Raw genomic sequence first — 21,498 nt, forward strand, 5'->3', positions numbered from 1 at the left:
CAGCCATGCGCACCGCTGCACTTAATCGCCCAACGCCGCCAACTGGTCGGCCTGGTACTCGGCCAGCAGCGGCTCGATGATGGCGTCGACGCCGCCTGCGATCACGTCGTTCAGCGAATACAGGGTCAGGTTAATGCGGTGGTCGGTCACCCGGCCCTGCGGGAAGTTGTAGGTGCGGATGCGCTCGGAGCGGTCGCCCGAGCCCACCAGCAGCTTGCGCGTTTCGGAGATTTCCTTGTGCGCCGCCGCTTCCTGCTGGTCCTGCAGCTTGGCCGCCAACCAGGCCATGGCCTTGGCGCGGTTCTTGTGCTGCGAGCGTTCTTCCTGACATTCCACCACGGTGCCGGTGGGAATGTGGGTGATGCGGATCGCCGAGTCGGTGGTGTTGACGTGCTGGCCACCGGCGCCGGATGAGCGGTAGGTGTCTACGCGCAAATCGGCCGGGTTGATCTCGATGGCCGCCTGCTCGTCCGGCTCCGGCAATACCGCCACAGTGCAGGCGGAGGTGTGGATGCGGCCCTGGGATTCGGTTTCTGGCACGCGCTGCACGCGATGAGCACCGGACTCGAACTTGAGCTTGGCGTAGACGTTGTCGCCCTCGACACGGGCGATCACTTCCTTGAAACCGCCGTGCTCGCCTTCGTTGGCCGACAGCACCTCGACGCGCCAACCCTGCCTCTCGGCATAGCGCGAGTACATGCGGAACAGATCGCCGGAGAAGATCGCCGCCTCGTCACCGCCGGTGCCGGCGCGGATTTCCAGATAGACGTTGCGGCCGTCGTTGGGGTCTTTCGGCAGCAGCATGCGCTGCAGCTTGTCTTCCAGGGTGACCAGCGCTTCCTTGGCCTGGGCCACTTCCTCTTCGGCCATCTCGCGCATGTCCGCGTCGCTGTCCTTGAGCAGCGCCTGAGCGCCTTCGAGGTCGCTCTGTACCTTGCGCAGCTCGCGGAAGGTGGCAATCACCGGCTCGATCTCGGCGTATTCCTTGGAATAGGCGCGAAACTGCGTCTGCTTGGAAATCACCTCGGCATCGCCGAGCAGCGCCGTCAGTTCCTCGAAGCGGTCGCTGAGGTTGTCCAGCTTGTTCAACAGTGAAGCTTTCATTGCAGACCTTTGTCCTGCGGCGCGCTCTCGTCGAGAGCGAACAATTCCTGGGCCAGGCTGAGCGCATCGACGCGCCCCTCGGCGGTGAGTTTCTTCATGCGTACGCTGGGTGCGTGCAGCAGCTTGTTGGTCAGGCCACGGGCCAGTTGCGCCAGCACATCTTCGGGATTGCTGCCGTTGGCCAGCATGCGCTGCGCCTTGGCCAGTTCCTCGTCGCGCAGACGCTCGGCCTGCTGGCGATAGGCCTTGAGCACATCGACTGCGGCCAGCTCGCGCAGGCGCAGCATGAAATCGTCGGTACCGGCTGCCACCAGCTCCTCGGCTGCCTGCGCGGCGCCCTGGCGGCTCTTGAGGTTTTCCTCGATGACCTCGTGCAGGTCGTCGACGGTATAGAGGTAAACGTCGTCCAGCTCGCCCACCTGTGGCTCGATATCACGCGGCACGGCGATGTCGACCATGAAGATCGGCTTGTGCCTGCGTTTTTTCAGCGCGCTTTCCACCGCCCCCTTGCCGAGAATCGGCAACTGGCTGGCGGTGGAGCTGATGACGATATCGCTGTGCGCCAGCTCATCGGGGATGTCCGACAGCAGCACCGCATGCGCGCCGAACTGCTCGGCCAACTGGCTGGCGCGCTCCAGGGTGCGGTTAGCGACGACGATGCGCTTGATGCCCTGATCATGCAGGTGGCGGGCGACCAGGCTGATGGTTTCGCCGGCGCCGATCAGCAGCGCCTGGCTGCGGTGCAGGTCGGCGAAGATCTGCTTGGCCAGGCTCACGGCAGCGAAGGCCACGGACACCGGGTTTTCACCGATGGCGGTATCGGTGCGCACCGTCTTGGCAGTGCTGAAGGTGGCCTGGAACAGACGGCCGAGCAACGGTCCGACGGTGCCGGCCTCACGCGCCACGGCGTAGGCGGACTTGAGCTGGCCGAGAATCTGCGGCTCGCCCAGCACCATCGAGTCAAGCCCGCAGGCGACGCGCATCATGTGCCGAACCGCGTCCTCCTCGCTGTACACGTAGGCGCAGGCGCGCAATTCGGCGACACTCAGGCGATGATAGTCGGCCAGCCACTGCAGCACTTCATCGCTGCTCAGTTGATCTTGCTCCAGGTACAACTCGCTGCGGTTGCAGGTAGAGAGGATCGCTGCCTCGCGGCTGGGTGTCAGCCGACACAGCTGCTGCAACGCCTCGACCAGTTGCTCCGGGGTGAAAGCAACGCGCTCGCGCACCTCTACCGAGGCGGTCTTGTGGTTGATACCGAGGGCGATAAAGGCCATGCAGGGTCGCTGAGGGGCAATACGGGAGCCGGCAATTGTCCTACTTCGCCCCCGAGAGAACAACTCCCGCGACCTATTGTCCCAATAGACAGTTCGCCGCATCGTCCTGGCCAGTGGGCTTGCTCCAAGGCTTGTGTCATGATGCCGCGAACGTCGCAGGGCACGCGCCAGCACGGCCCCCGCCCCGGAATAACGCACGACAAGGCACTATGAACAGACCCCTCGCGTTGCTCACTGCATTCGCCTTCCTCAGCGGCTGCCAAACCTTCGCCCCCAGCGAGCCGGACGGTACGCCGCCGGTACAGGAAGCCGATCAGACCACCCAGCTGGAACCGAGCGAATACGGCTCCTTCAGCGAGGAAACCCTGTTCGCCCTGCTCACTGCCGAGCTGGCCGGGCAGCGCAATCGCTTCGACATCGCCCTCAGCAACTACGTGCAGCAGGCCAACGCCACTGGCGATGCCGGTGTTGCCGAACGCGCCTTCCGCATTGCCGAGTACCTCGGCGCCGAACAGGCCGCGCTCGACAGCGCACTGATCTGGGCCAGGAGCGCGCCAAGCAACATCGACGCCCAACGCGCCGCCGCCGTGCAGCTGGCCCGCGCTGGCCGTTACGACGAATCCATGACCTATATGGAGCAGGTGCTGCAGCGCCAGGGCGATACCCACTTCGACTTCCTCGCCCTGTCCGCCGCAGAAACCGACCCGGATACCCGCGCCGGCCTGCTGCAGGGCTTCGATCGCCTGCTGAGCAAGAACCCGGACAACAGCCAGCTGCTGTTCGGCAAGGCCATCCTCCTGCAACAGGACGGCCGCGCCGAAGAGGCACTGAAGCTGCTCGAAGACAGCGCGGCGAGCAGCAACGAGGTATCGCCGATCCTGCTGCGCGCCCGCCTGCTGCAGAGCCTCGGCCGTGGCAAAGAGGCCATGCCGATCCTGCAGAAAGGCATCCGCAACAACCCCGACGACAAACGCCTGCGCCTGACCTATGCGCGCCTGCTGGTCGAGCAGGATCGCCTCGACGACGCCAAGGGCGAGTTCGCCAAGCTGGTGCAGGAAAACCCCAACGACGACGACCTGCGTTTCTCCCTGGCGCTGGTGTGCCTGGAAGCTGAAGCCTGGGAAGAAGCCATCGTCTACCTCGAAGAGCTGGTCGAACGCCGCAGCCATGTCGATGCCGCGCACTACAACCTCGGCCGCGCTTACGAAGCGCTGAGCGACAACGACAGAGCTCTGCAGGAATACGCCCTGGTCGGCCCGAGCAACGACTATCTGCCGGCCCAGCAACGCCAGGCCGAACTGCTGTTCGCCCAACAGCGCAATGAAGAAGCCAGCGCACGCCTGGCCCAGGCACGCAGCGCACAGCCCGATTACGCCATCCAGCTGTACCTGATCGAAGCCGAAGGCCTGAGCAATCACCGCCAGGTCGAGGCAGCCTGGAAGGTGATCAACGAAGGGCTGGAACAGTACCCCAACGACCTGAACCTGCTTTATACCCGCGCCATGCTCGCGGAAAAGCGCGATGACCTGGCCCAGCTGGAAACCGACCTACGCTATATCATCCAGCGCGAGCCGGAACACGCCATGGCGCTCAACGCCCTCGGCTACACCCTGGCCGACCGCACCACGCGCTATGAAGAAGCGCGCGAGCTGATCGAGAAAGCGCACCAGCTCAACCCGGACGACCCGGCGATTCTCGACAGCCTCGGCTGGGTCAACTATCGCCAGGGCAACCTCGACGAGGCCGAGCGCCTGCTGCGCCAGGCCCTGGAGAAATTCCCCGACCACGAAGTGGCCGCCCACCTCGGCGAAGTGCTCTGGGCCCAAGGCAAGCAGCGCGACGCCCGACGCGTCTGGCGCGACGCCCTCAGCGCAACGCCCGACAGCCCCATTCTGCGTGACACGCTGTTGCGCCTGACCGGTTCCGAGACTCTTTGATGCTTCGTCACCTACTCGTATTCAGCCTTATCGCCCTGCTCGCCGGCTGCGCCGGCCTCACCTCGCACGAAGCGCTGGAAGGCCAGGGCGACCCGGCCCAGTGGAAAGCCCACAAAGAGCAGATCACTCAGCTCGACGGCTGGCAGATCAACGGCAAGATCGGCATCCGCGCCCCGCAGGATTCCGGTAGCGCCACCCTGTTCTGGCTGCAGCGCCAGGATTACTACGACATTCGCCTGTCCGGCCCGCTGGGTGGCGGCGCCGCCCGCCTGACCGGCCGCCCGGGCGACATCCTGCTGGAAGTATCCAACCGCGGTCGTTTCCGCGCCGAATCGCCGGAAGCCCTGCTGCAAGAGCAACTGCGCCTGGACCTGCCGGTGTCCAACCTGCTCTGGTGGATTCGCGGCCTGCCCGCCCCGGAAAGCCGCAGCCGCATTACACTCGATGAGCAAAGCCACCTGGCGCAGCTGGAACAGGACGGCTGGCAGGTCGAATACCAGCGCTACACCGAGCAGAACGGCTACGCCCTGCCGGAGCGCCTGAAGCTCTACGGCCAGGACCTGGAAGTGACCCTGGTGATCAAGGACTGGCAGCCGCGTCAGTTGGGGCAGTAAGCGACCACATTCTCTGTGGGAGGGGCTTCAGCCGCGACAGCTTGCCCAGCGCCGCCCATAGCACGCAGCCGCGTGGATAGGCCACGCGGCCTGCTACTTCCGCGAACCACTTCCTCTCCCATTTATGGGAGAGGGCCGGGGAGAGGGTGATTTGCCGCCCCTCTCCCCCGCCCCTTTCCCGCAAGCGGGAGAGGGGAGGCAAGCCCCTAACACGACTCTTCAGCGCACTCCATGACCAACACCACCATCCCCAGCCACGCCGAACTGATCCTGCCCGCCCCCGCCAAGCTCAACCTGATGCTGCATATCCTCGGCCGCCGCGCCGACGGCTATCACGAGCTGCAGACCCTGTTTCAGTTTCTCGACCACGGCGACGAACTCGGCTTCAGCGTTCGCCAGGATGGCGAAATCCGCCTGCATACACCCATCGACGGCGTGCCACATGACAGCAACCTGATCGTGCGTGCGGCCAAAAGGTTGCAGGCAGCCAGCGGCACCCTACTGGGCGCCGATATCTGGCTGGACAAACGCCTGCCCATGGGCGGCGGCATCGGCGGCGGCAGCTCGGATGCCGCCACTACCCTGCTCGGCCTCGACCACCTGTGGAGCACCCAACTGGGCGAAGATCGTCTGGCCGAACTGGGCCTGGCCCTCGGCGCCGACGTGCCGGTATTCGTGCGCGGCCACGCCGCCTTCGCCGAGGGCGTTGGCGAGCGCCTGACCCCCGTAAAACTGGACGAACCCTGGTTCCTCGTCGCCGTACCGCAAGTCTTTGTAAGCACAGCAGAAGTTTTCGGCTCGCCCGAGTTGACACGGGATACGCCGCCCATTAAAGTTCGCAGCCTTCTTGCGGGGGGTGGTCGAAACGACTGCCAGCCGGTCGTAGAGAAGCGTTACCCTGAAGTTCGTAACGCTTTGATCTTGTTGAACAAATTTGTTTCAGCTAGATTGACCGGCACTGGAGCTTGCATATTTGGGAGCTTCCCAAATAGGGACGATGCTGATAAAGTCGCCCGCCAACTTCCAGGCACTTTGCCGAGCTTTGTCGCTCAAGGTCGCAACATTTCGATGCTGCACCGCAGGCTCCAAGCATTGGCCAAGAAGTGAATGCTCAGCATTCGGCTATACGATACAGGGGCGTCGCCAAGCGGTAAGGCACCAGGTTTTGATCCTGGCATGCGTTGGTTCGAATCCAGCCGCCCCTGCCATAACCTCCCTCGGGAGGCATCGAGAACCGAGTCAACAAGCATTCAACACAGAATATAGGGGCGTCGCCAAGCGGTAAGGCACCAGGTTTTGATCCTGGCATGCGTTGGTTCGAATCCAGCCGCCCCTGCCATTTTCCATACCCATCCAGGTATACCCCCAGCCGGCAGGTACTGCGCGTGTCCAAGATGATGGTCTTCACGGGGAACGCAAACCCCGATCTGGCGCGACGGATCGTTCGTCAGCTGCACATTCCCCTCGGCGATGCTTCGGTCGGTAAGTTCTCCGACGGCGAAGTCATGATCGAAATCAACGAGAACGTTCGCGGTAAGGACGTCTTCCTGATTCAGCCGACCTGTGCACCCACCAACGACAACCTGATGGAACTGGTAGTGATGGCCGACGCCTTCCGCCGTTCCTCGGCGACTCGCATCACTGCAGTCATCCCCTACTTCGGTTATGCCCGCCAGGATCGCCGTCCGCGTTCCGCGCGCGTGGCAATCAGCGCCAAAGTGGTTGCCGACATGCTCACCGTGGTCGGTATCGACCGCGTGCTGACCGTCGACCTGCACGCTGACCAGATCCAGGGCTTCTTCGACATCCCGGTGGACAACATCTACGGCTCCCCGGTCCTGGTCGACGACATCGAAGACCAGCGCTTCGACAACCTGATGATCGTCTCCCCCGATATCGGTGGCGTCGTACGTGCTCGCGCCGTGGCCAAGAGCCTGGGCGTCGACCTGGCGATCATCGACAAGCGTCGTGAGAAGGCCAACCAGTCCGAAGTGATGCACATCATCGGTGACGTCGAAGGCCGTACCTGCATCCTGGTCGACGACATGGTCGACACTGCCGGCACCCTGTGCCACGCCGCCAAAGCACTGAAAGAGCGCGGCGCCGCCAAGGTCTACGCCTACTGCACCCACCCGGTGCTGTCCGGCCGCGCCATCGAGAACATCGAGAATTCCGTCCTGGACGAGCTGGTGGTCACCAACACCATCCCGCTGTCCGCTGCTGCGCAGTCCTGCTCGCGTATTCGCCAGCTCGACATCGCCCCGGTCGTCGCCGAAGCGGTCCGCCGCATCAGCAACGAAGAATCGATCAGCGCCATGTTCCGCTAAGCGGAACTGGCCAGATCACACTGCCCCGCCTCGTGCGGGGCTTTTTGCCCTACCGCCCTAGGCTGGTCGCAAGCCACAAGGCGGTTTGGTTATTTTGGAGATGTGAAATGACTGTTGAATTTGCCCTGAATGCCGAAGTGCGTTCCGACCTGGGGAAAGGTGCGAGCCGCCGCCTGCGTCGTAACGTGTCCATGGTGCCTGCCGTGATCTACGGTGGCGACAAAGCCCCGCAATCGATCAGCCTGCTGGCCAAAGACCTGGCCAAGCTGCTGGAAAACGAAGCTGCCTTCAGCCACGTCCTGAGCCTGGACGTTGCCGGTACCAAAGAAAGCGTCCTGATCAAAGCCCTGCAGCGCCACCCGGCCAAAGGCTTCGTTCTGCACGCTGACTTCCAGCGCGTCGTAGCCGGCCAGAAACTGACCGCCCACGTACCCCTGCACTTCATCAACGAAGCAACCGCCGTTGGCGTGAAGCAGCAAGGTGGCGAGATCTCCCACACCATCAGCGAAGTCGAAGTTTCCTGCCTGCCGAAAGACCTGCCGGAATTCATCGAAGTCGACATGGCTGCCGTAGAAGTTGGCCAGACCGTCCACATGTCCGACCTGAAGCTGCCGAAAGGCGTTGAGCTGGTTGCTCTGGCTCACGGTAACGACCTGGCTGTCTCCAACATCCACGCCAGCCGCGTTAAAGACGAAGAAGGCGCTGCCGAGTAATCACAGCGCGGAACCCGCCCGGCAGGCGATCACGCCGGGCGATTTCCTCAAAAGGGCTCCTGTATGACTGCCGTACAACTGATCGTTGGCCTGGGTAACCCCGGCCCCGAATACGACCAGACCCGGCACAATGCAGGGGCCCTTTTCGTTGAGCGCGTGGCCGAGAGCCAGCGCGTCAACCTCAGCGTCGATCGCAAATATTTCGGCCTGGTGGGCAAGTTCGTTCACCAGGGGCGCGAAGTTCGCCTGCTCATCCCCACCACCTACATGAACCGCAGCGGCCAGTCCGTGGCGGCCTTGGCCAATTTCTTCAAGCTCAAGCCCGAAGAAATCCTGGTGGCCCACGACGAACTCGACATGCCACCCGGCGTCGCCAAGCTCAAACAGGGCGGCGGCCACGGTGGGCACAACGGCCTGCGCGACATCATCGCCCAGCTCGGCAACCAGAATAACTTCCATCGCCTGCGGCTCGGCATCGGCCATCCGGGGCACGCCAGCCTGGTATCCGGCTACGTGCTCGGACGCGCCCCACGCAGCGAACAGGAACTGCTCGACAAGAGCATCGACTTCGCCTTGGACGTCCTGCCGGAAATACTTGCCGGCGACTGGACCGTGGCCATGCGCAAACTGCATAGCCAGAAGGCCACCAAGTAACCATCTTTTACCGAGGGACACATCATGGGATTCAACTGCGGCATCGTCGGCCTGCCCAACGTCGGCAAGTCCACCCTGTTCAACGCCCTCACCAAATCCGGCATCGCGGCGGAGAACTTCCCCTTCTGTACCATCGAGCCGAACAGCGGCATCGTGCCCATGCCTGACCCGCGCCTGGATGCCCTGGCCGAAATCGTCAAACCCGAGAAGGTCATCCCCACCACCATGGAATTCGTCGACATCGCCGGCCTGGTCGCGGGCGCGTCGAAAGGTGAGGGGCTGGGCAACAAATTCCTCGCCAACATCCGCGAAACCGACGCCATCGCCCACGTAGTGCGCTGCTTCGAAGACGACAACGTCATCCACGTTGCCAACAGCGTCGACCCCAAGCGCGACATCGAGATCATCGACCTCGAACTGATCATGGCCGACCTCGACAGCAGCGAGAAACAACTGCAGCGCGTGGCTCGCACCGCTAAAGGTGGCGACAAGGAATCCGTGGCGCAGAAGGCCCTGCTGGAAAAGCTCATCCCCCACCTCACCGAAGGCAAGCCGGCGCGCAGCCTGCTGAAAGATCTGGGTGACGACGAGAAGCGCCTGGCCAAGACCTTCCACCTGCTCACCACCAAGCCGGTGATGTACATCGCCAACGTCGCCGAAGACGGCTTCGAGAACAACCCGCACCTCGACGTGGTAAAAGCCATCGCCGAAGAAGAAGGCGCCATCGTCGTGCCGGTGTGCAACAAGATCGAAGCCGAGATCGCCGAACTGGACGATCTCGAAGAAATGCAGATGTTCCTCGAAACCATGGGCATGGAAGAGCCGGGCCTGAACCGCGTGATCCGCGCCGGTTACTCGCTGCTCAACCTGCAGACCTACTTCACCGCAGGCGTGAAGGAAGTACGTGCCTGGACCGTCAAGGTCGGCGCCACCGCCCCGCAGTCGGCTGCAGCGATCCACACCGACTTCGAAAAAGGCTTCATCCGCGCCGAAGTCATCGCCTACAACGACTTCATCCAGTACAAGGGCGAAGCCGGCGCCAAGGAAGCCGGCAAATGGCGCCTGGAAGGCAAGGACTACATCGTCAAGGACGGCGACGTGATGCACTTCCGCTTTAACGTTTAAACGTGTGATCAACGTCTGACGATTTTTTCTGAACTCAGGAGCGCTCAATAGCGCTCGATGGAATGGGCAGGCCTTTTGAAATCAATAGCTTGCCTAACAATACGGTCTGCTGAGCGTTCCTATTGTTCATCGAGTTCTGAAAAAATCGGGGGTAGCGTTGGGGGTACTCGTGTTCAACCGTGGGGGTATTTTTCCCCGCAGTGGAGTCCAACGATGCCCGAGAATCTACTCACCGACCTCGAGGTCAGGTCGGCCAAATCGACTGATCGAGACTGGAAACTTTCAGACGGCGGGGGCTTGTTCCTGCTGGTTAAGCCCACCGGCGGCAAGCTCTGGCGGTGGAAGTACCGCCTGCAAGGCAAGGAGAACCTCTTTGCCATTGGCGGCTTTCCTCAAGTAAGTCTTGCGGAGGCGCGCGCGGCCCGTGAGAAGGCGCGTGCCTTGGTCAAGCAAGGCGTCCATCCTGCCCATGAACGGCAGCAGGTCAAGCAGCGCAACCTCGAAGCGCTGGAGGAACGCAAGCGCGCGAAGGAAAGCTCGTTCGCCAAGGTAGCGCAGGCGTACCTGGCCGAGATCAAGCCAGTCTTTGCGCTCAGTTCCTACCGCACGAAAGAATCCCGCATCAGGAAGTACCTGTCGCCGAAGTTTGATGGGTTGCCGATGAGCGACATCGGCGTGAAGCAGATCCGCCCTCTGCTGGAGGAATGCAAGGCACATGGTGCGTGGGCGGCCATCCATGTCAAAGGCGATCTTTCTGCCATCTTCGAGTTCGCGGTTGTGCGTGGCTTGGTAGAGGCCAATCCAATTCCCAGCCTGCGTGGGCTGCTGCGTGTGCCGCTCAGCGAGAGCAAGGCGGCGATGACGCGAGAGCAAATCCAGAAGTTCTATCAGGAGTTGTGCGGCTACAGGGGCTATCCGGAAACCTCGTTGTGTCTGCGGTTGATTGCGCTGACTGCCTGCCGTCCAGGGGAAGCGGCGGATGCCGAGTGGGACGAGTTCGACTTTGAGGATGCATTGTGGCGTCGGCCTGCGGTGAAGATGAAGGCGCGGCGTGACCATGTCAGCCCGTTGTCTGCACAGGCCATCGCCGTGCTGAAGGATTTGCAGTGCATCACGGGCGGTGGCCGCTATCTGTTCCCACACCGGAGCGGCAAGGGCTTCACCACGCCCAATCGGCTCACCTACGCAATGCGTGACATGAACCTGGGACGGGGTACAACGCCGCATTGCTGGCGGACGACCTTTTCGACTTGGGCCAATGAGAACGGGTACCGGCCTGATGCAATCGAGCGGCAGCTTGCCCACGTGGAAAGCAACAAGGTGCGGGCGACATATAACAAAGCACTGCTACTGGATCAGAGAAGGACGCTGTTGCAGGACTGGGCGGACTACCTGGGTGCTGCGGAGGGCAGCGGCACGGCATAGGGAAGAGTTGGCTGGGTGTTGCAGAACCAATGGACAGGGCGGCCTTTTCCTTTTCTGGATAGGGCCGTTGTCCCTTGAATGCCATTCCCTTGCCGTTCGCCTTCCGAAGGCTGGGTGCTGATAATGAGGTAGGTAATGAAATAAATGGGGTATTTTTTGATTAATTACCCTATTTTTGAGTTCATGTCGCCCATTTCCGCCCTGGTCAGCCATGCCAACTCCTCGCGACCGGTCCAATATTCAGGAAATGGGGTAGTCAAACACTGTTAATGAGGTATTTCTAGAGACAATGCCCCATTTAAAGGCTATGATTACCCCATTTACACAGCCTGGGCTTACATTTCCATGCACTCGCTCACACCCGAGTACCTCGCCGCGCTTCGCTTCGACGGCACCCAGGCTGCCACGTTGCGCTCACTGGGCGAGTACCAGGGCAAGCAGCAACTCTACGCCGCGCAGTCGCCCGAAGCCCTCAAGGGGCTGCGCCAGATCGCGGTGGTCGAGTCCACCGAGTCTTCCAACCGTCTGGAAGGCATTGTCGTCGCACCCTCGCGGCTGAAGTCTCTTGTCATCCGCAACGCAACGCCAAAGAGCCGTTCCGAACAGGAGATCGCCGGCTACCGTGACGCCCTGGCGCTGATCCACGAATCGGCCGCGCACATGCCCTTCAGCGAGGGCGTAGTGCTGCAACTCCACACCCTGCTGTACCGCTATATGCCGCAGGCGGGCGGGCGCTGGAAGGCTACCAATAACGACATCATCGAACGTCACCCGGACGGCACGTCATGTCTACGCTTCCAGCCAGTCGCAGCGCACCTGACGCCGATGGCCATGGGCGATCTGACCGTGCGATACGCCACCGCGCTGGATCAGCACCTAGCCGACCCTCTCGTACTGGTGCCGCTGGCGATGCTCGACTTCCTGTGCATCCACCCTTTCCCGGACGGCAACGGTCGCATGTCCCGCTTGTTGACCCTGCTGCTGCTCTACCACTTCGACTATGCCGTGGGCCGCTACATCAGTCTGGAACGCATCTTCGAGGAAACCAAGGAAGGCTATTACGAGACGCTGGAAGCCAGCTCGCAGGGCTGGCACCAGGGGCAGCACGACGTAAAGCCCTGGCTTGACTACTTCTGGGGCGCCTTGCTGCGGGCCTACCGCGAGTTCGAGGAGCGTGTCGGCACCATCGAGCGTGGCCGTGGCAGCAAAGGCGACCGGGTGCGGACGGAAGTTCTGGGGCGCACCCTGCCATTCTCGATTTCCGAGATTGAAGAAGCCTGCCCGGGCGTGAGCCGGGACATGGTTCGACTAGTGCTGCGAGCGATGAAATCAGAAGGCTTGATTGAATCGACTGGTAAGGGGCGAGGTGCGAAGTGGCTTCGCACCGATCAATCGGGTGAGAAATGAGTACTCAAAGAAACATCATCAGTCATGGCATCCGTGACAACCATACTCGCGGCAAGGTTGCCGACTTCCTGGCCGAGAAAATGGCCGCAGGCAGCCAACTTTCCGTGGTATCGGCCTACTTCACCATCTACGCCTACGATGCGCTGTCCAGTCAGCTTGACCAGATCGATCATCTGAACTTCCTGTTCGGCGAACCCCGCTTCATCGCTTCGCTCGACCCGGACAAGACCGACAAGAAAGCTTTCAAGATCGAAGACGAAGGCATGGAGTTGGCCAACCGCCTGCAACAGAAGGAAGTCGCTCGTCGCTGCGCTGCATGGTTGCGCGACAAGGTCGATATCCGCTCAGTCCGCCAGGCCAACCTTCTGCACGGCAAGCTCTATCACATTGACGATGGCCGACGTGAACATGCGCTATTGGGCAGCTCAAACTTCACCCGGCGCGGCCTCGGCTTGTCCGACACGCCCAACATCGAACTGAACCTCATTGTCGATGGCGACCGCGACAGGGCCGACCTCAAACAATGGTTCGATGAAATCTGGAGCGACGAAAAACTGGTTGCCGACGTCAAGGCCGATGTTCTGCGCTACCTGGAGCAGCTTTATGTCGATCATGCGCCGGAGTTCGTCTATTTCAAGACGCTCTACCACGTCTTCGAGCGCTTCCTGTCCGGGCAGGAAGCCGATGCCGCATTGTTCGACCAAACCGCCATCATCGACACAGAGGTCTGGAAGGCATTGTTCGACTTCCAGAAGGACGGTGTCAAAGGCGCCATCCACAAGATCAACCAGCATAACGGCTGCATCCTGGCCGACAGCGTGGGCCTGGGTAAAACCTACTCGGCATTGGCGGTCATCAAGTACTACGAGCTGCGCAATCACCGCGTGCTGGTGCTATGCCCCAAGAAGCTGCGCGACAACTGGACGGTCTATCTCGCCCAGAACAACAGCGAACTCAACCCCTTCCTCAAGGATCGCTTTGCCTACACCGTGCTCTCGCACACCGACCTGTCACGTGACAGCGGCCGCGTAGATGGCATCGACCTGGCAACGCTCAACTGGGGCAACTTCGATCTGATCGTCATCGACGAATCGCACAACTTCCGCAACAACACCAAGGGCAAGCGCGACGAAGAAGGCAACCTCATCAAGAAGAGCCGCTATGAGCGGCTGATGGACGACATCATCAAGACTGGGGTCAAGACCAAGGTGTTGCTGCTGTCCGCAACCCCGGTCAACAACGACCTTAAAGACCTGCGAAACCAAATCTACTTTGTCACCGAAGGGCGCGATACTGCCTTTTCGCAGAGCTTCGGCATCAACAGCATCAAGGACACGCTTACCGTCGCCCAAAAGACCTTCATGGAGTGGGCCAGGCGCTCTGGCGAGCGGGATGCCCGTGATTTGATGGAAAGGCTCTCCGCCGGGTTCTTCACCCTGCTGGACGAACTCACCATCGCCCGTTCGCGCAAACACATCCAGAAGTATTACAAAGCTTCGATGGCACAGATCGGGCAATTTCCGAAGCGCAGGAAGCCGGAATCCGTATTCTCCGAGATCGATCTCAAGGGCCGCTTCCTTTCCTATGACAAGCTGAACGACGAGATCGACAACTACCAGCTTTCCATCTTCAAGCCGTCCAAGTACGTGCTGGAAGCGTTCAAGGCGCAGTACGAAGACCATCGCGTCAAGAACTTCAGCCAGGAGAACCGCGAGAAGTTCCTGATCGGCATGATGAAGGTGAACTTCCTCAAGCGCCTGGAAAGCTCTGTGCGCGCCTTTGCCATCACCATGGAGCGCACCGTCAGCAAGATCGAAGACCTGGAAGAACGACTCAAGCAGTTCCTGCAACACCAGGCCGAGACGGCGGAAGACATCCAGCCTGATTTCTTCGTGGAGCCAGCCGAAGAAGACGAAGAACTGGCCCAGGCCTTCCAGGCGGGAACCAAGCTCAAGTACCGCATGGAGCATATGGACGTGGCCGCCTGGCTGGCCGATCTGACCACCGACAAGCAACAGCTTTCGCTGCTGGCCGATGCTGCCCAAGCCGTCGATGCATCGCGCGATGTCAAGCTCGCCGAACTCAAGCGCCTCATCGAACACAAGGTGCGTCACCCCAGCACCAACACACTGGGCGAGGAAAACCGCAAGGTCATTGTGTTCTGCGCCTTCGCCGATACCGCTGCCTATCTGTACGAAGAATTGGAAGACTGGTCACGCAACACGCTGGGCGTTCACATCGCTCTGGTGTCTGGCGGCGCACGCCCCAATCGCAGCACCTTCGGCCAGGCCGACTTCACCCACATCCTCACTAACTTCGCTCCGCGCGCCAAACAACGGGGCAAGATGAAGTCCATGCCGCAGGATGGCGAAATCGACATCCTCATCGCCACCGACTGCATCTCTGAAGGCCAAAACCTGCAGGACTGCGACTACCTCATCAACTACGACATCCACTGGAACCCGGTGCGCATCATCCAGCGCTTTGGTCGTATCGACCGCATCGGCAGTCCCAACAACGCCATCCAGCTCGTCAACTTCTGGCCCACGCCGGACTTGAACAAGTACATCAATCTCAAGAACCGTGTCGAGGCGCGTATGGCTCTGGTCGATATCGCCGCCACGGCGGAAGACAACATCCTGCAAGCCGAAGACCTAGAAGACCTCATCAAGCAGGACATGCGCTACCGCGACAAGCAATTGCTGCGACTCAAGGACGAAGTGCTCGATCTGGAAGACTTCAACGAATCCGTCGCGCTGGGAGAATTCACGCTGGATGACTTCCGCATGGAACTGGCCACTTACATCGAAGCCAACCGAGAGAAGCTGGAAGAAGCTCCTTTCGGCCTTTACGCCGTAGTGCCTCCGCACGCCGAGTACAGCGCCATCAAGCCCGGCATCATCTATTGCCTGAAGCAGCGCATCGACGCCGCCGGCAATGAGGCAGTCAACCCGCTGCAACCGTATTTCCTCGTCTATATCCGTGACGATGGCGAGGTGCGCTACAACTTCACCGCGCCCAAGCAGATTCTGGAAATCTTCCGCGCGGTCTGCCAGGGCCAGACCGAACCACACGCCAAGCTGTGCAAGCTGTTCGACGAAGAGACTGCCCACGGGCAGGACATGAGCTGCTACAGCGGCCTGCTCGACAAAGCGGTGGCTGCCATTGCCGCACAGTTTGGGCGCAAGAACGCAGGGAATCTTTTCTCAGGGCGTGGTGGCAAGCTGCTGAGCAGTCAGAGCGCTATCAAGGCCACAACTGACTTTGATCTTATTACTTGGCTGGTGATCAAGCATGAGCAATAGCACCCAAATGAAGCAGGCAATCAGCCAGCGCATCCAAAAACTTTCCAGCCAGCCCTTGCGTCAAGCTGCGCTGTCGCTGTTTTCCACTTTGGGCTACGCATCCGACCGTACCGTTGAAACGCCTTCGGTTGCCGAGTTCCGTGCGCAGTTCGATTCAGAATCCAAGCTGGAACACCCGGCAGCACTGATCGCAAGCTGGCAGTCTGCTGAACTGTTGTTCCAGCTTACAGACGAAGAGCTTTCCCGCAGCACCGCGCTGTTCAAGGATGAAGCCGTCAAGACCTCCCTGCTTCAGTCCTACGTCTTCATCGCCATCGAACTGGCGGATGGCGACTACGCACGCGGCAAGCTCGCTGGTATCGCCCGCCAGATCAACCGCATCTTCCCAATGCCGGTGATGGTGCTGTTCAAGATCGGCGGGCGGTTCTCCATCGCCGTCATCAATCGCCGCTTGAACAAGCGCGACGACAACAAGGACGTATTGGGCAAGGTCACGCTGATCCAGAACATTGCCATCGAAAATCCTCACCCTGGCCACCTGGACATCCTGGCATCGTTCTCGCTGGCCGAGCTGACTGAGGGTCGCCGTGTCATCCAGAACTTCGACCAGCTTCATGCCGCCTGGGAAGAAGTCTTCAATGTCGAACTGCTTAACAAGCGTTTCTATCGCGAACTCGCCAACTGGTATTTCTGGGCGCTGCCACAAGTCGATTTCCCGGCCGACATCGAAAAGGACGACGAAAAGCGCCGTGCCACCGGCCTCATCCGCCTGCTTACGCGCCTCATCTTCTGCTGGTTCCTCAAGGAGAAGAACCTCGTGCCCGACAAGCTGTTTGTCGAGGATGAACTGAAGAAGATTCTCAAAGACCTGTCGCCCGACGCCTCCACCTACAACGAGGCCATCCTGCAAAACCTGTTCTTCGCCACGCTCAACCAGCGCATGGGCAAGGATGCCAAGGGCCAGCCCTATCGCGCTTTTGCCAAGGACGAAGGCTTTCCGAAGAACCGCACCACCTACGGTGTGGACACGCTCTATCGCTACGAAGATCACTTCCGCGATCCCGCTACCGCGCTCGATCAGTTTGCCGATGTGCCGTTTCTCAATGGCGGCCTGTTCGAGTGCCTTGACCGCACCGAGGAAGCAACGGGCAAGAAGCGCTACCTCGACGGCTTCTCACGCACAAAGAACAAGCGTCCAACCCTGCCCAACCACCTCTTCTTCAGCGTGGAGCATGAAGCAGACCTCTCGGACGCTTATGGCGACAAGAAGCGCAAGAAGGAGAAGGTTCGCGGGCTTCTGCATATCCTGAACGCCTACAAATTCACCATCGTCGAAAACACGCCGGTCGATCAGGAAATCGCGCTTGACCCCGAACTGCTGGGCAAAGTGTTTGAGAACCTGCTGGCCTCCTACAACGAGGAAACCAAGACCACTGCCCGCAAGCAGACAGGCTCCTTCTATACTCCGCGCCCCATCGTTGAATACATGGTGGATGAGTCGCTCAAAGCGCATCTCACCGGCGCGCTGATCAAGGCCGGCATGAGCGAGCAGGACGCGAAGGCTGGCCTGGATATCCTCTTCGCCTACACCGAGCGGGCGCATCCATTCAATGAGAAAGAAGTCGCCACGCTGCTGGATGCCATCCACACCTGCAAGATTCTCGACCCGGCTTGTGGCTCTGGCGCGTTCCCGATGGGGATGCTGCACAAGCTGGTTTACATCATCCACAAGCTCGACCCCGACAACGCGCTCTGGAAGCAACTCCAGATTGATGCCGCCGCGAAGATTCCCGATTCTTCCGCGCGTCAGGCGGCCATCGCCGCCATCGAGCGCGACTTTGCCGACAACGAGGATGACTATGGGCGCAAGCTTTACCTGATTGAGAACTGCCTCTATGGCGTGGACATCCAGCCCATTGCCATCCAGATTTCCAAGCTGCGCTTTTTCATCTCCCTGGTTTGCGACCAGCGCACTAACCGCAACAAACGCGAGAACCACGGCATTCGCTCGCTGCCGAACTTGGAAACAAAGTTCGTTGCTGCCAATACTCTCATTGGTCTGCCCGAAATGGATCAGTTGGCACTGCTTCCTGCACGCGTTCACCAGATCGAAGCTGAAATCGAAAGCCTCTACCACGGCCACTTCGGTGTGCAAAGGCGCGACCAGAAGCTCGCCCTCCAGAAGAAGATCGAAACTCTTCGAGAAGAGCTTGGGAGAGAACTTGCCCAGAGCCTCGGCTCATCCAAGAAGGCACAGCATATTGCTGAATGGAACCCTTTCGACCCGCAGACTACAGCCGATTTCTTCGATCCGCATTGGATGTTTGGGCGTTCACTGGCCGGCGGATTCGATATCGTCATCGGCAATCCGCCGTATTTCAAAGAAAACGACGACAAAAAACGATTCGATAGCCTTCGCAACCTTCCCTGCTACCAGGGAAAGATGGACGTCTGGTATCTTTTCGTAGACGTAGGCTTGGACATTTTGAAGCCCAAAGGAATTCTATCATTCATTGCCACGAACAATTGGGTGACGAATGCTGGCGCATCCAAATTGCGGGACAAGATCTTGGCGGAGGCATTGCTCGTCGAGCTGATCGACTTCCAGAATTTCATGATATTCGAGTCGGCGGCCATCCAGACGATGGTCATGCTGTTGATTAAGCAGCAGAGCCCACAGCGCTACAAGGCCGAAATTTCCAAGGCTCCATCCGACTTTTCACGTCAGGACGTTTACAAACTGTCCTCTGGGGTGCCGAAGCAAGATGCCAATCTTCAGACCTATATGGTTGAAGTCGATCGCGTAGCAATGGCCGGCAAGACACTGCTGTTCAATTCCGGCGACAAGAATTTGATTCTCGACGCAATTCAGCAGCGAGGGTCTTTCTACATCGAAAAGTCGGAAATAGCCCAGGGCATCGTTCCAAATCCCGACCGGGTGAACTCTAGGAACATAAAAACACTTGGCGAAAAAAAGGCGGAGCAGCGCGGAATTAACGTCGGCGATGGTGTCTTTGTCCTAGACAAAGAAGAGGCGAAAGTTATTCGCGGGGAAGATCGCCGATTTCTGAAGCCGCTATATGAGCCTGTCCACATCAGAAAGTACCACCGCAGCCCCACGGACTTGAGCATCCTTTATACGAAAAAGGGGCTCATTTCGCCAAATGAAGCTCCATCCGTCATCAAGCACCTTTCCCAGTTTCGGGAGATCATGGAAGAACGTCGCGAGAATCAGACCGGCCAGATTGCCTATTTCAACCTTCACTGGCCACGTGACGAGGCGTTCTTTCGCGAAGGTGACAAAATTCTCTCCCCGAGAAAATGTGTATCACCGACGTTTTATTTTACGCGAGATCTAGCTTACGTAATGCTCTCGATGAATGTCATTAAGACATCACGCATCGACATGCGCTACTTGTCCGCCGTCCTGAACTCGTCAGTGATTCACTACTGGCTGAGATTTCGCGGAAGCATGCAGGGTCTTAATTTTCAGGTGGATGCGGCACCGATTCAGCAGATCCCCGTCGTCAAGCCGGCTGTAGAAGTCCAGGAGAACATTGCGAACTTGGTTGCGTTGATCCAAGCGGTACACGGGTTTGGTGACCTGACTGTCGCGGGCTTCTTTGAAGACCTCATCGATGCCTGCGTGATGGAATGCTATTTCCGCGATCACATGGCCGAGCGCGACTTGTTGTTCATCGACGCTCTCGTCCCACATCTCGCCGTCTACGATCCCGCCGCTTCGGACTCGAAGCGGCGCGATTTCATTGCACAACTTTATCGTTCACTGAACGAGCCCGAGTCGAAAATGCGCAACCGTCTACTGCGCATTTCCGCCGACAGCCCCGATCTCTTGGCCGTCATCAAAGAGGAGGGCAAGGTATGAAGGCGCGCTTGCACCACATCGCCATCACCAACTTCAAAGCTTTCCGTGAGTTTTCGCTTAAGCTGGAGGGGCGCCACCTGTTGGTATACGGCGCCAATGGTGCAGGCAAGTCTTCGCTGTATTGGGCGCTCTACACCTTTCTCCAGAGTGCGGGAAAGAAGCCGAGCGGCAGTATCGCCAAATATTTCGATCCTGCGAATCCACAGCACTTGCTTAATTTGCATGAGCAGAAAGAAGCGGTCCCCAGGTCTGGAGAAATCGCATTGACGTTGCGGGATACAGAGACCCGCAACGACACTATCTATCGCATTAGTCAGGCCGATCATGGAACTTACAATCATCCCATCATTCTGAAGGGCGATCTTGCCAGTGACTTCATTACCTATCGTTTTTTCTTCGGCTTCTCACACTTTCGTAACTCGGAGAACTTCGATTTATGGCCGTTGTTTGAAAAAGAGATATTGCCATTCTGCGCTTCGACTGGTGGCGGAAATCCATTGCAGATGTGGGATGCTATAAGATTCGAAATGCCAAATCCTCGTGGGTTAAGTGGTGTTGCAGGGACAAACTCCTATGACCGGTTCAGGCGAAAAACGGACGCTTTTGCTGCTGTTATTCCTGGAATAGTGGATTCAATCAGTACAAAGGCACAGCAGTTCTACGACGAGTACTTTTCTGCTGATGACCCTGCAAAAGTGACCTTAAAAATTGGGGTGACAACAACACCGCGAGCAATCGGTTCAACCCAAAATACGTTCATATTTACGAAGCCAGTAATATCCTTTGGCATCCAGATTGGTGGCGAAGAAATCACACGACCTCAAAGCTTCTTGAACGAGGCAAAGCTGACCCAACTAGCGCTGTCCGTCCGTTTCGCCGCCTCACTCGTCAATCTGCACGAATCCGACCTCAAGCTCTTGGTTCTTGATGACCTACTGGTCAGCCTGGACATGAGCAACCGCATGAAGGTGGTGGACATCCTGCTATCCGACACCTTCGCCAACTATCAGAAAATTATCTTGACCCACGAGCTTGGCTTCTTCCGCGAGTTCCGCCGTCGTATCGGAAGCAGTCACGCTGAGTGGCAGTTTGTGCGCTTGCAGGGCAACGCTGCGCAAAATATCCAGGCTAAGAGCGAGAAAGGTGATCTCGAAAAAGCGGAGGATTACCTCAACGGCCATGACATCGAAGAAGCCGCAATGTTCCTGCGTAAGGCAGCGGAAGACACGGCCAAGCGCTATCGGGAATGGGCGGAAGGCAAGGCGCTGCCGCCGGGACAGTTCTTTTCGTTGACCGAGAACCTGCGTGCGGCAAAGAACAAGTTGCTGGAGGGCATTCCGACTTCAATGTACGAAAGGGTGTTGAAGGGCACGCCCAAGGAGCATCGAGAACTTTTGATCTCAGCGGATGACACTGATCTGGACGGCAGCGCTGCATTGCAACCTGCCGACAAGGGTAAGCTCAAATCAAAACGCAACGACCTCCGCACTGTTCTGAAGCATGACGGTTGGGCCAAGATGGAGGCTGTGGAGGCCGTTGACCGCGTGCTGGAAATGACCGAGCGTGTGCTCAACCCTGCATCCCACGGTAGCGCCACACCGCTCTACGAAGAGGAAGTGCGCCGCGCCAAGAAGCTGATAGATCGTCTTGAGCAGGTGCTGCTGGAGGTGCAACAATGACGCGACCAAATCTATCCCAATTGCTGCACAGCCTGATGGACACCT

At 59.3% G+C, this 21,498-nt stretch carries 14 protein-coding genes and 2 tRNA genes; 14 read left to right on the forward strand and 2 right to left on the reverse strand.

Going from position 1 to position 21,498, the window contains the following annotated elements:
* Window positions 1-21: 21 nt before the first annotated feature.
* Window positions 22-1,104 (reverse strand): peptide chain release factor 1, encoded by a 1,083-nt coding sequence (prfA, locus tag BLS08_RS09660; protein ID WP_074861193.1) that lies wholly within the window; start codon window positions 1,102-1,104, stop codon window positions 22-24.
* Window positions 1,101-2,381 (reverse strand): glutamyl-tRNA reductase, encoded by a 1,281-nt coding sequence (gene hemA, locus BLS08_RS09665; RefSeq protein WP_074861195.1) that lies wholly within the window; start codon window positions 2,379-2,381, stop codon window positions 1,101-1,103. Before hemA ends, prfA begins: the two co-directional genes overlap by 4 nt.
* A gap of 209 nt (window positions 2,382-2,590) precedes the next feature.
* Here hemA and BLS08_RS09670 point away from each other — a divergent pair, with 209 nt between their 5' ends.
* The 14 genes from BLS08_RS09670 (at window position 2,591) to BLS08_RS09735 (ending at window position 21,453) form a co-directional block, all read left to right on the forward strand.
* Window positions 2,591-4,318, forward strand: coding sequence for a tetratricopeptide repeat protein (locus BLS08_RS09670; RefSeq protein WP_084341675.1), 1,728 nt, complete (start codon window positions 2,591-2,593; stop codon window positions 4,316-4,318).
* Window positions 4,315-4,932: a lipoprotein insertase outer membrane protein LolB gene (gene lolB, locus BLS08_RS09675; RefSeq protein ID WP_039964354.1), complete on the forward strand. Its 618-nt coding sequence runs from the start codon at window positions 4,315-4,317 to the stop codon at window positions 4,930-4,932. Before BLS08_RS09670 ends, lolB begins: the two co-directional genes overlap by 4 nt.
* Before the next feature lie 231 nt (window positions 4,933-5,163).
* The gene (gene ispE, locus BLS08_RS09680; protein ID WP_090336423.1) at window positions 5,164-6,039 is read left to right on the forward strand and encodes a 4-(cytidine 5'-diphospho)-2-C-methyl-D-erythritol kinase; all 876 of its coding nucleotides are present in this window, start codon (window positions 5,164-5,166) and stop codon (window positions 6,037-6,039) included.
* A 26-nt stretch (window positions 6,040-6,065) separates the two neighbouring features.
* Window positions 6,066-6,140, forward strand: a tRNA-Gln gene (locus BLS08_RS09685).
* A 56-nt stretch (window positions 6,141-6,196) separates the two neighbouring features.
* Window positions 6,197-6,271: transfer RNA gene (locus BLS08_RS09690), tRNA-Gln, on the forward strand.
* A gap of 46 nt (window positions 6,272-6,317) precedes the next feature.
* Complete coding sequence (locus tag BLS08_RS09695) at window positions 6,318-7,259, forward strand: ribose-phosphate pyrophosphokinase (RefSeq protein WP_003244667.1); 942 nt, start codon at window positions 6,318-6,320, stop codon at window positions 7,257-7,259.
* Between the two features lie 107 nt (window positions 7,260-7,366).
* Window positions 7,367-7,972: a 50S ribosomal protein L25/general stress protein Ctc gene (locus BLS08_RS09700; RefSeq protein ID WP_090336425.1), complete on the forward strand. Its 606-nt coding sequence runs from the start codon at window positions 7,367-7,369 to the stop codon at window positions 7,970-7,972.
* Between the two features lie 63 nt (window positions 7,973-8,035).
* Complete coding sequence (gene pth, locus BLS08_RS09705) at window positions 8,036-8,626, forward strand: aminoacyl-tRNA hydrolase (RefSeq protein WP_074861198.1); 591 nt, start codon at window positions 8,036-8,038, stop codon at window positions 8,624-8,626.
* A 24-nt stretch (window positions 8,627-8,650) separates the two neighbouring features.
* Window positions 8,651-9,751, forward strand: a complete 1,101-nt coding sequence (gene ychF / locus BLS08_RS09710) for a redox-regulated ATPase YchF (protein ID WP_090336427.1) — start codon at window positions 8,651-8,653, stop codon at window positions 9,749-9,751.
* 213 nt (window positions 9,752-9,964) lie between these two features.
* Window positions 9,965-11,176, forward strand: a complete 1,212-nt coding sequence (locus BLS08_RS09715) for a tyrosine-type recombinase/integrase (RefSeq protein ID WP_090336428.1) — start codon at window positions 9,965-9,967, stop codon at window positions 11,174-11,176.
* A gap of 345 nt (window positions 11,177-11,521) precedes the next feature.
* Window positions 11,522-12,583 (forward strand): Fic family protein, encoded by a 1,062-nt coding sequence (locus BLS08_RS09720; protein ID WP_090336430.1) that lies wholly within the window; start codon window positions 11,522-11,524, stop codon window positions 12,581-12,583.
* Window positions 12,580-15,888, forward strand: coding sequence for a helicase-related protein (locus BLS08_RS09725; protein ID WP_090336432.1), 3,309 nt, complete (start codon window positions 12,580-12,582; stop codon window positions 15,886-15,888). The genes BLS08_RS09720 and BLS08_RS09725 overlap by 4 nt, the downstream gene beginning before the upstream one ends.
* Window positions 15,878-19,774: an Eco57I restriction-modification methylase domain-containing protein gene (locus BLS08_RS26495; protein WP_169886837.1), complete on the forward strand. Its 3,897-nt coding sequence runs from the start codon at window positions 15,878-15,880 to the stop codon at window positions 19,772-19,774. The genes BLS08_RS09725 and BLS08_RS26495 overlap by 11 nt, the downstream gene beginning before the upstream one ends.
* Window positions 19,771-21,453, forward strand: a complete 1,683-nt coding sequence (locus BLS08_RS09735) for an AAA family ATPase (protein WP_090336434.1) — start codon at window positions 19,771-19,773, stop codon at window positions 21,451-21,453. Before BLS08_RS26495 ends, BLS08_RS09735 begins: the two co-directional genes overlap by 4 nt.
* Window positions 21,454-21,498: the final 45 nt, after the last annotated feature.

The organism is Ectopseudomonas chengduensis (assembly GCF_900102635.1).
Lineage (GTDB): Bacteria > Pseudomonadota > Gammaproteobacteria > Pseudomonadales > Pseudomonadaceae > Aquipseudomonas > Aquipseudomonas chengduensis.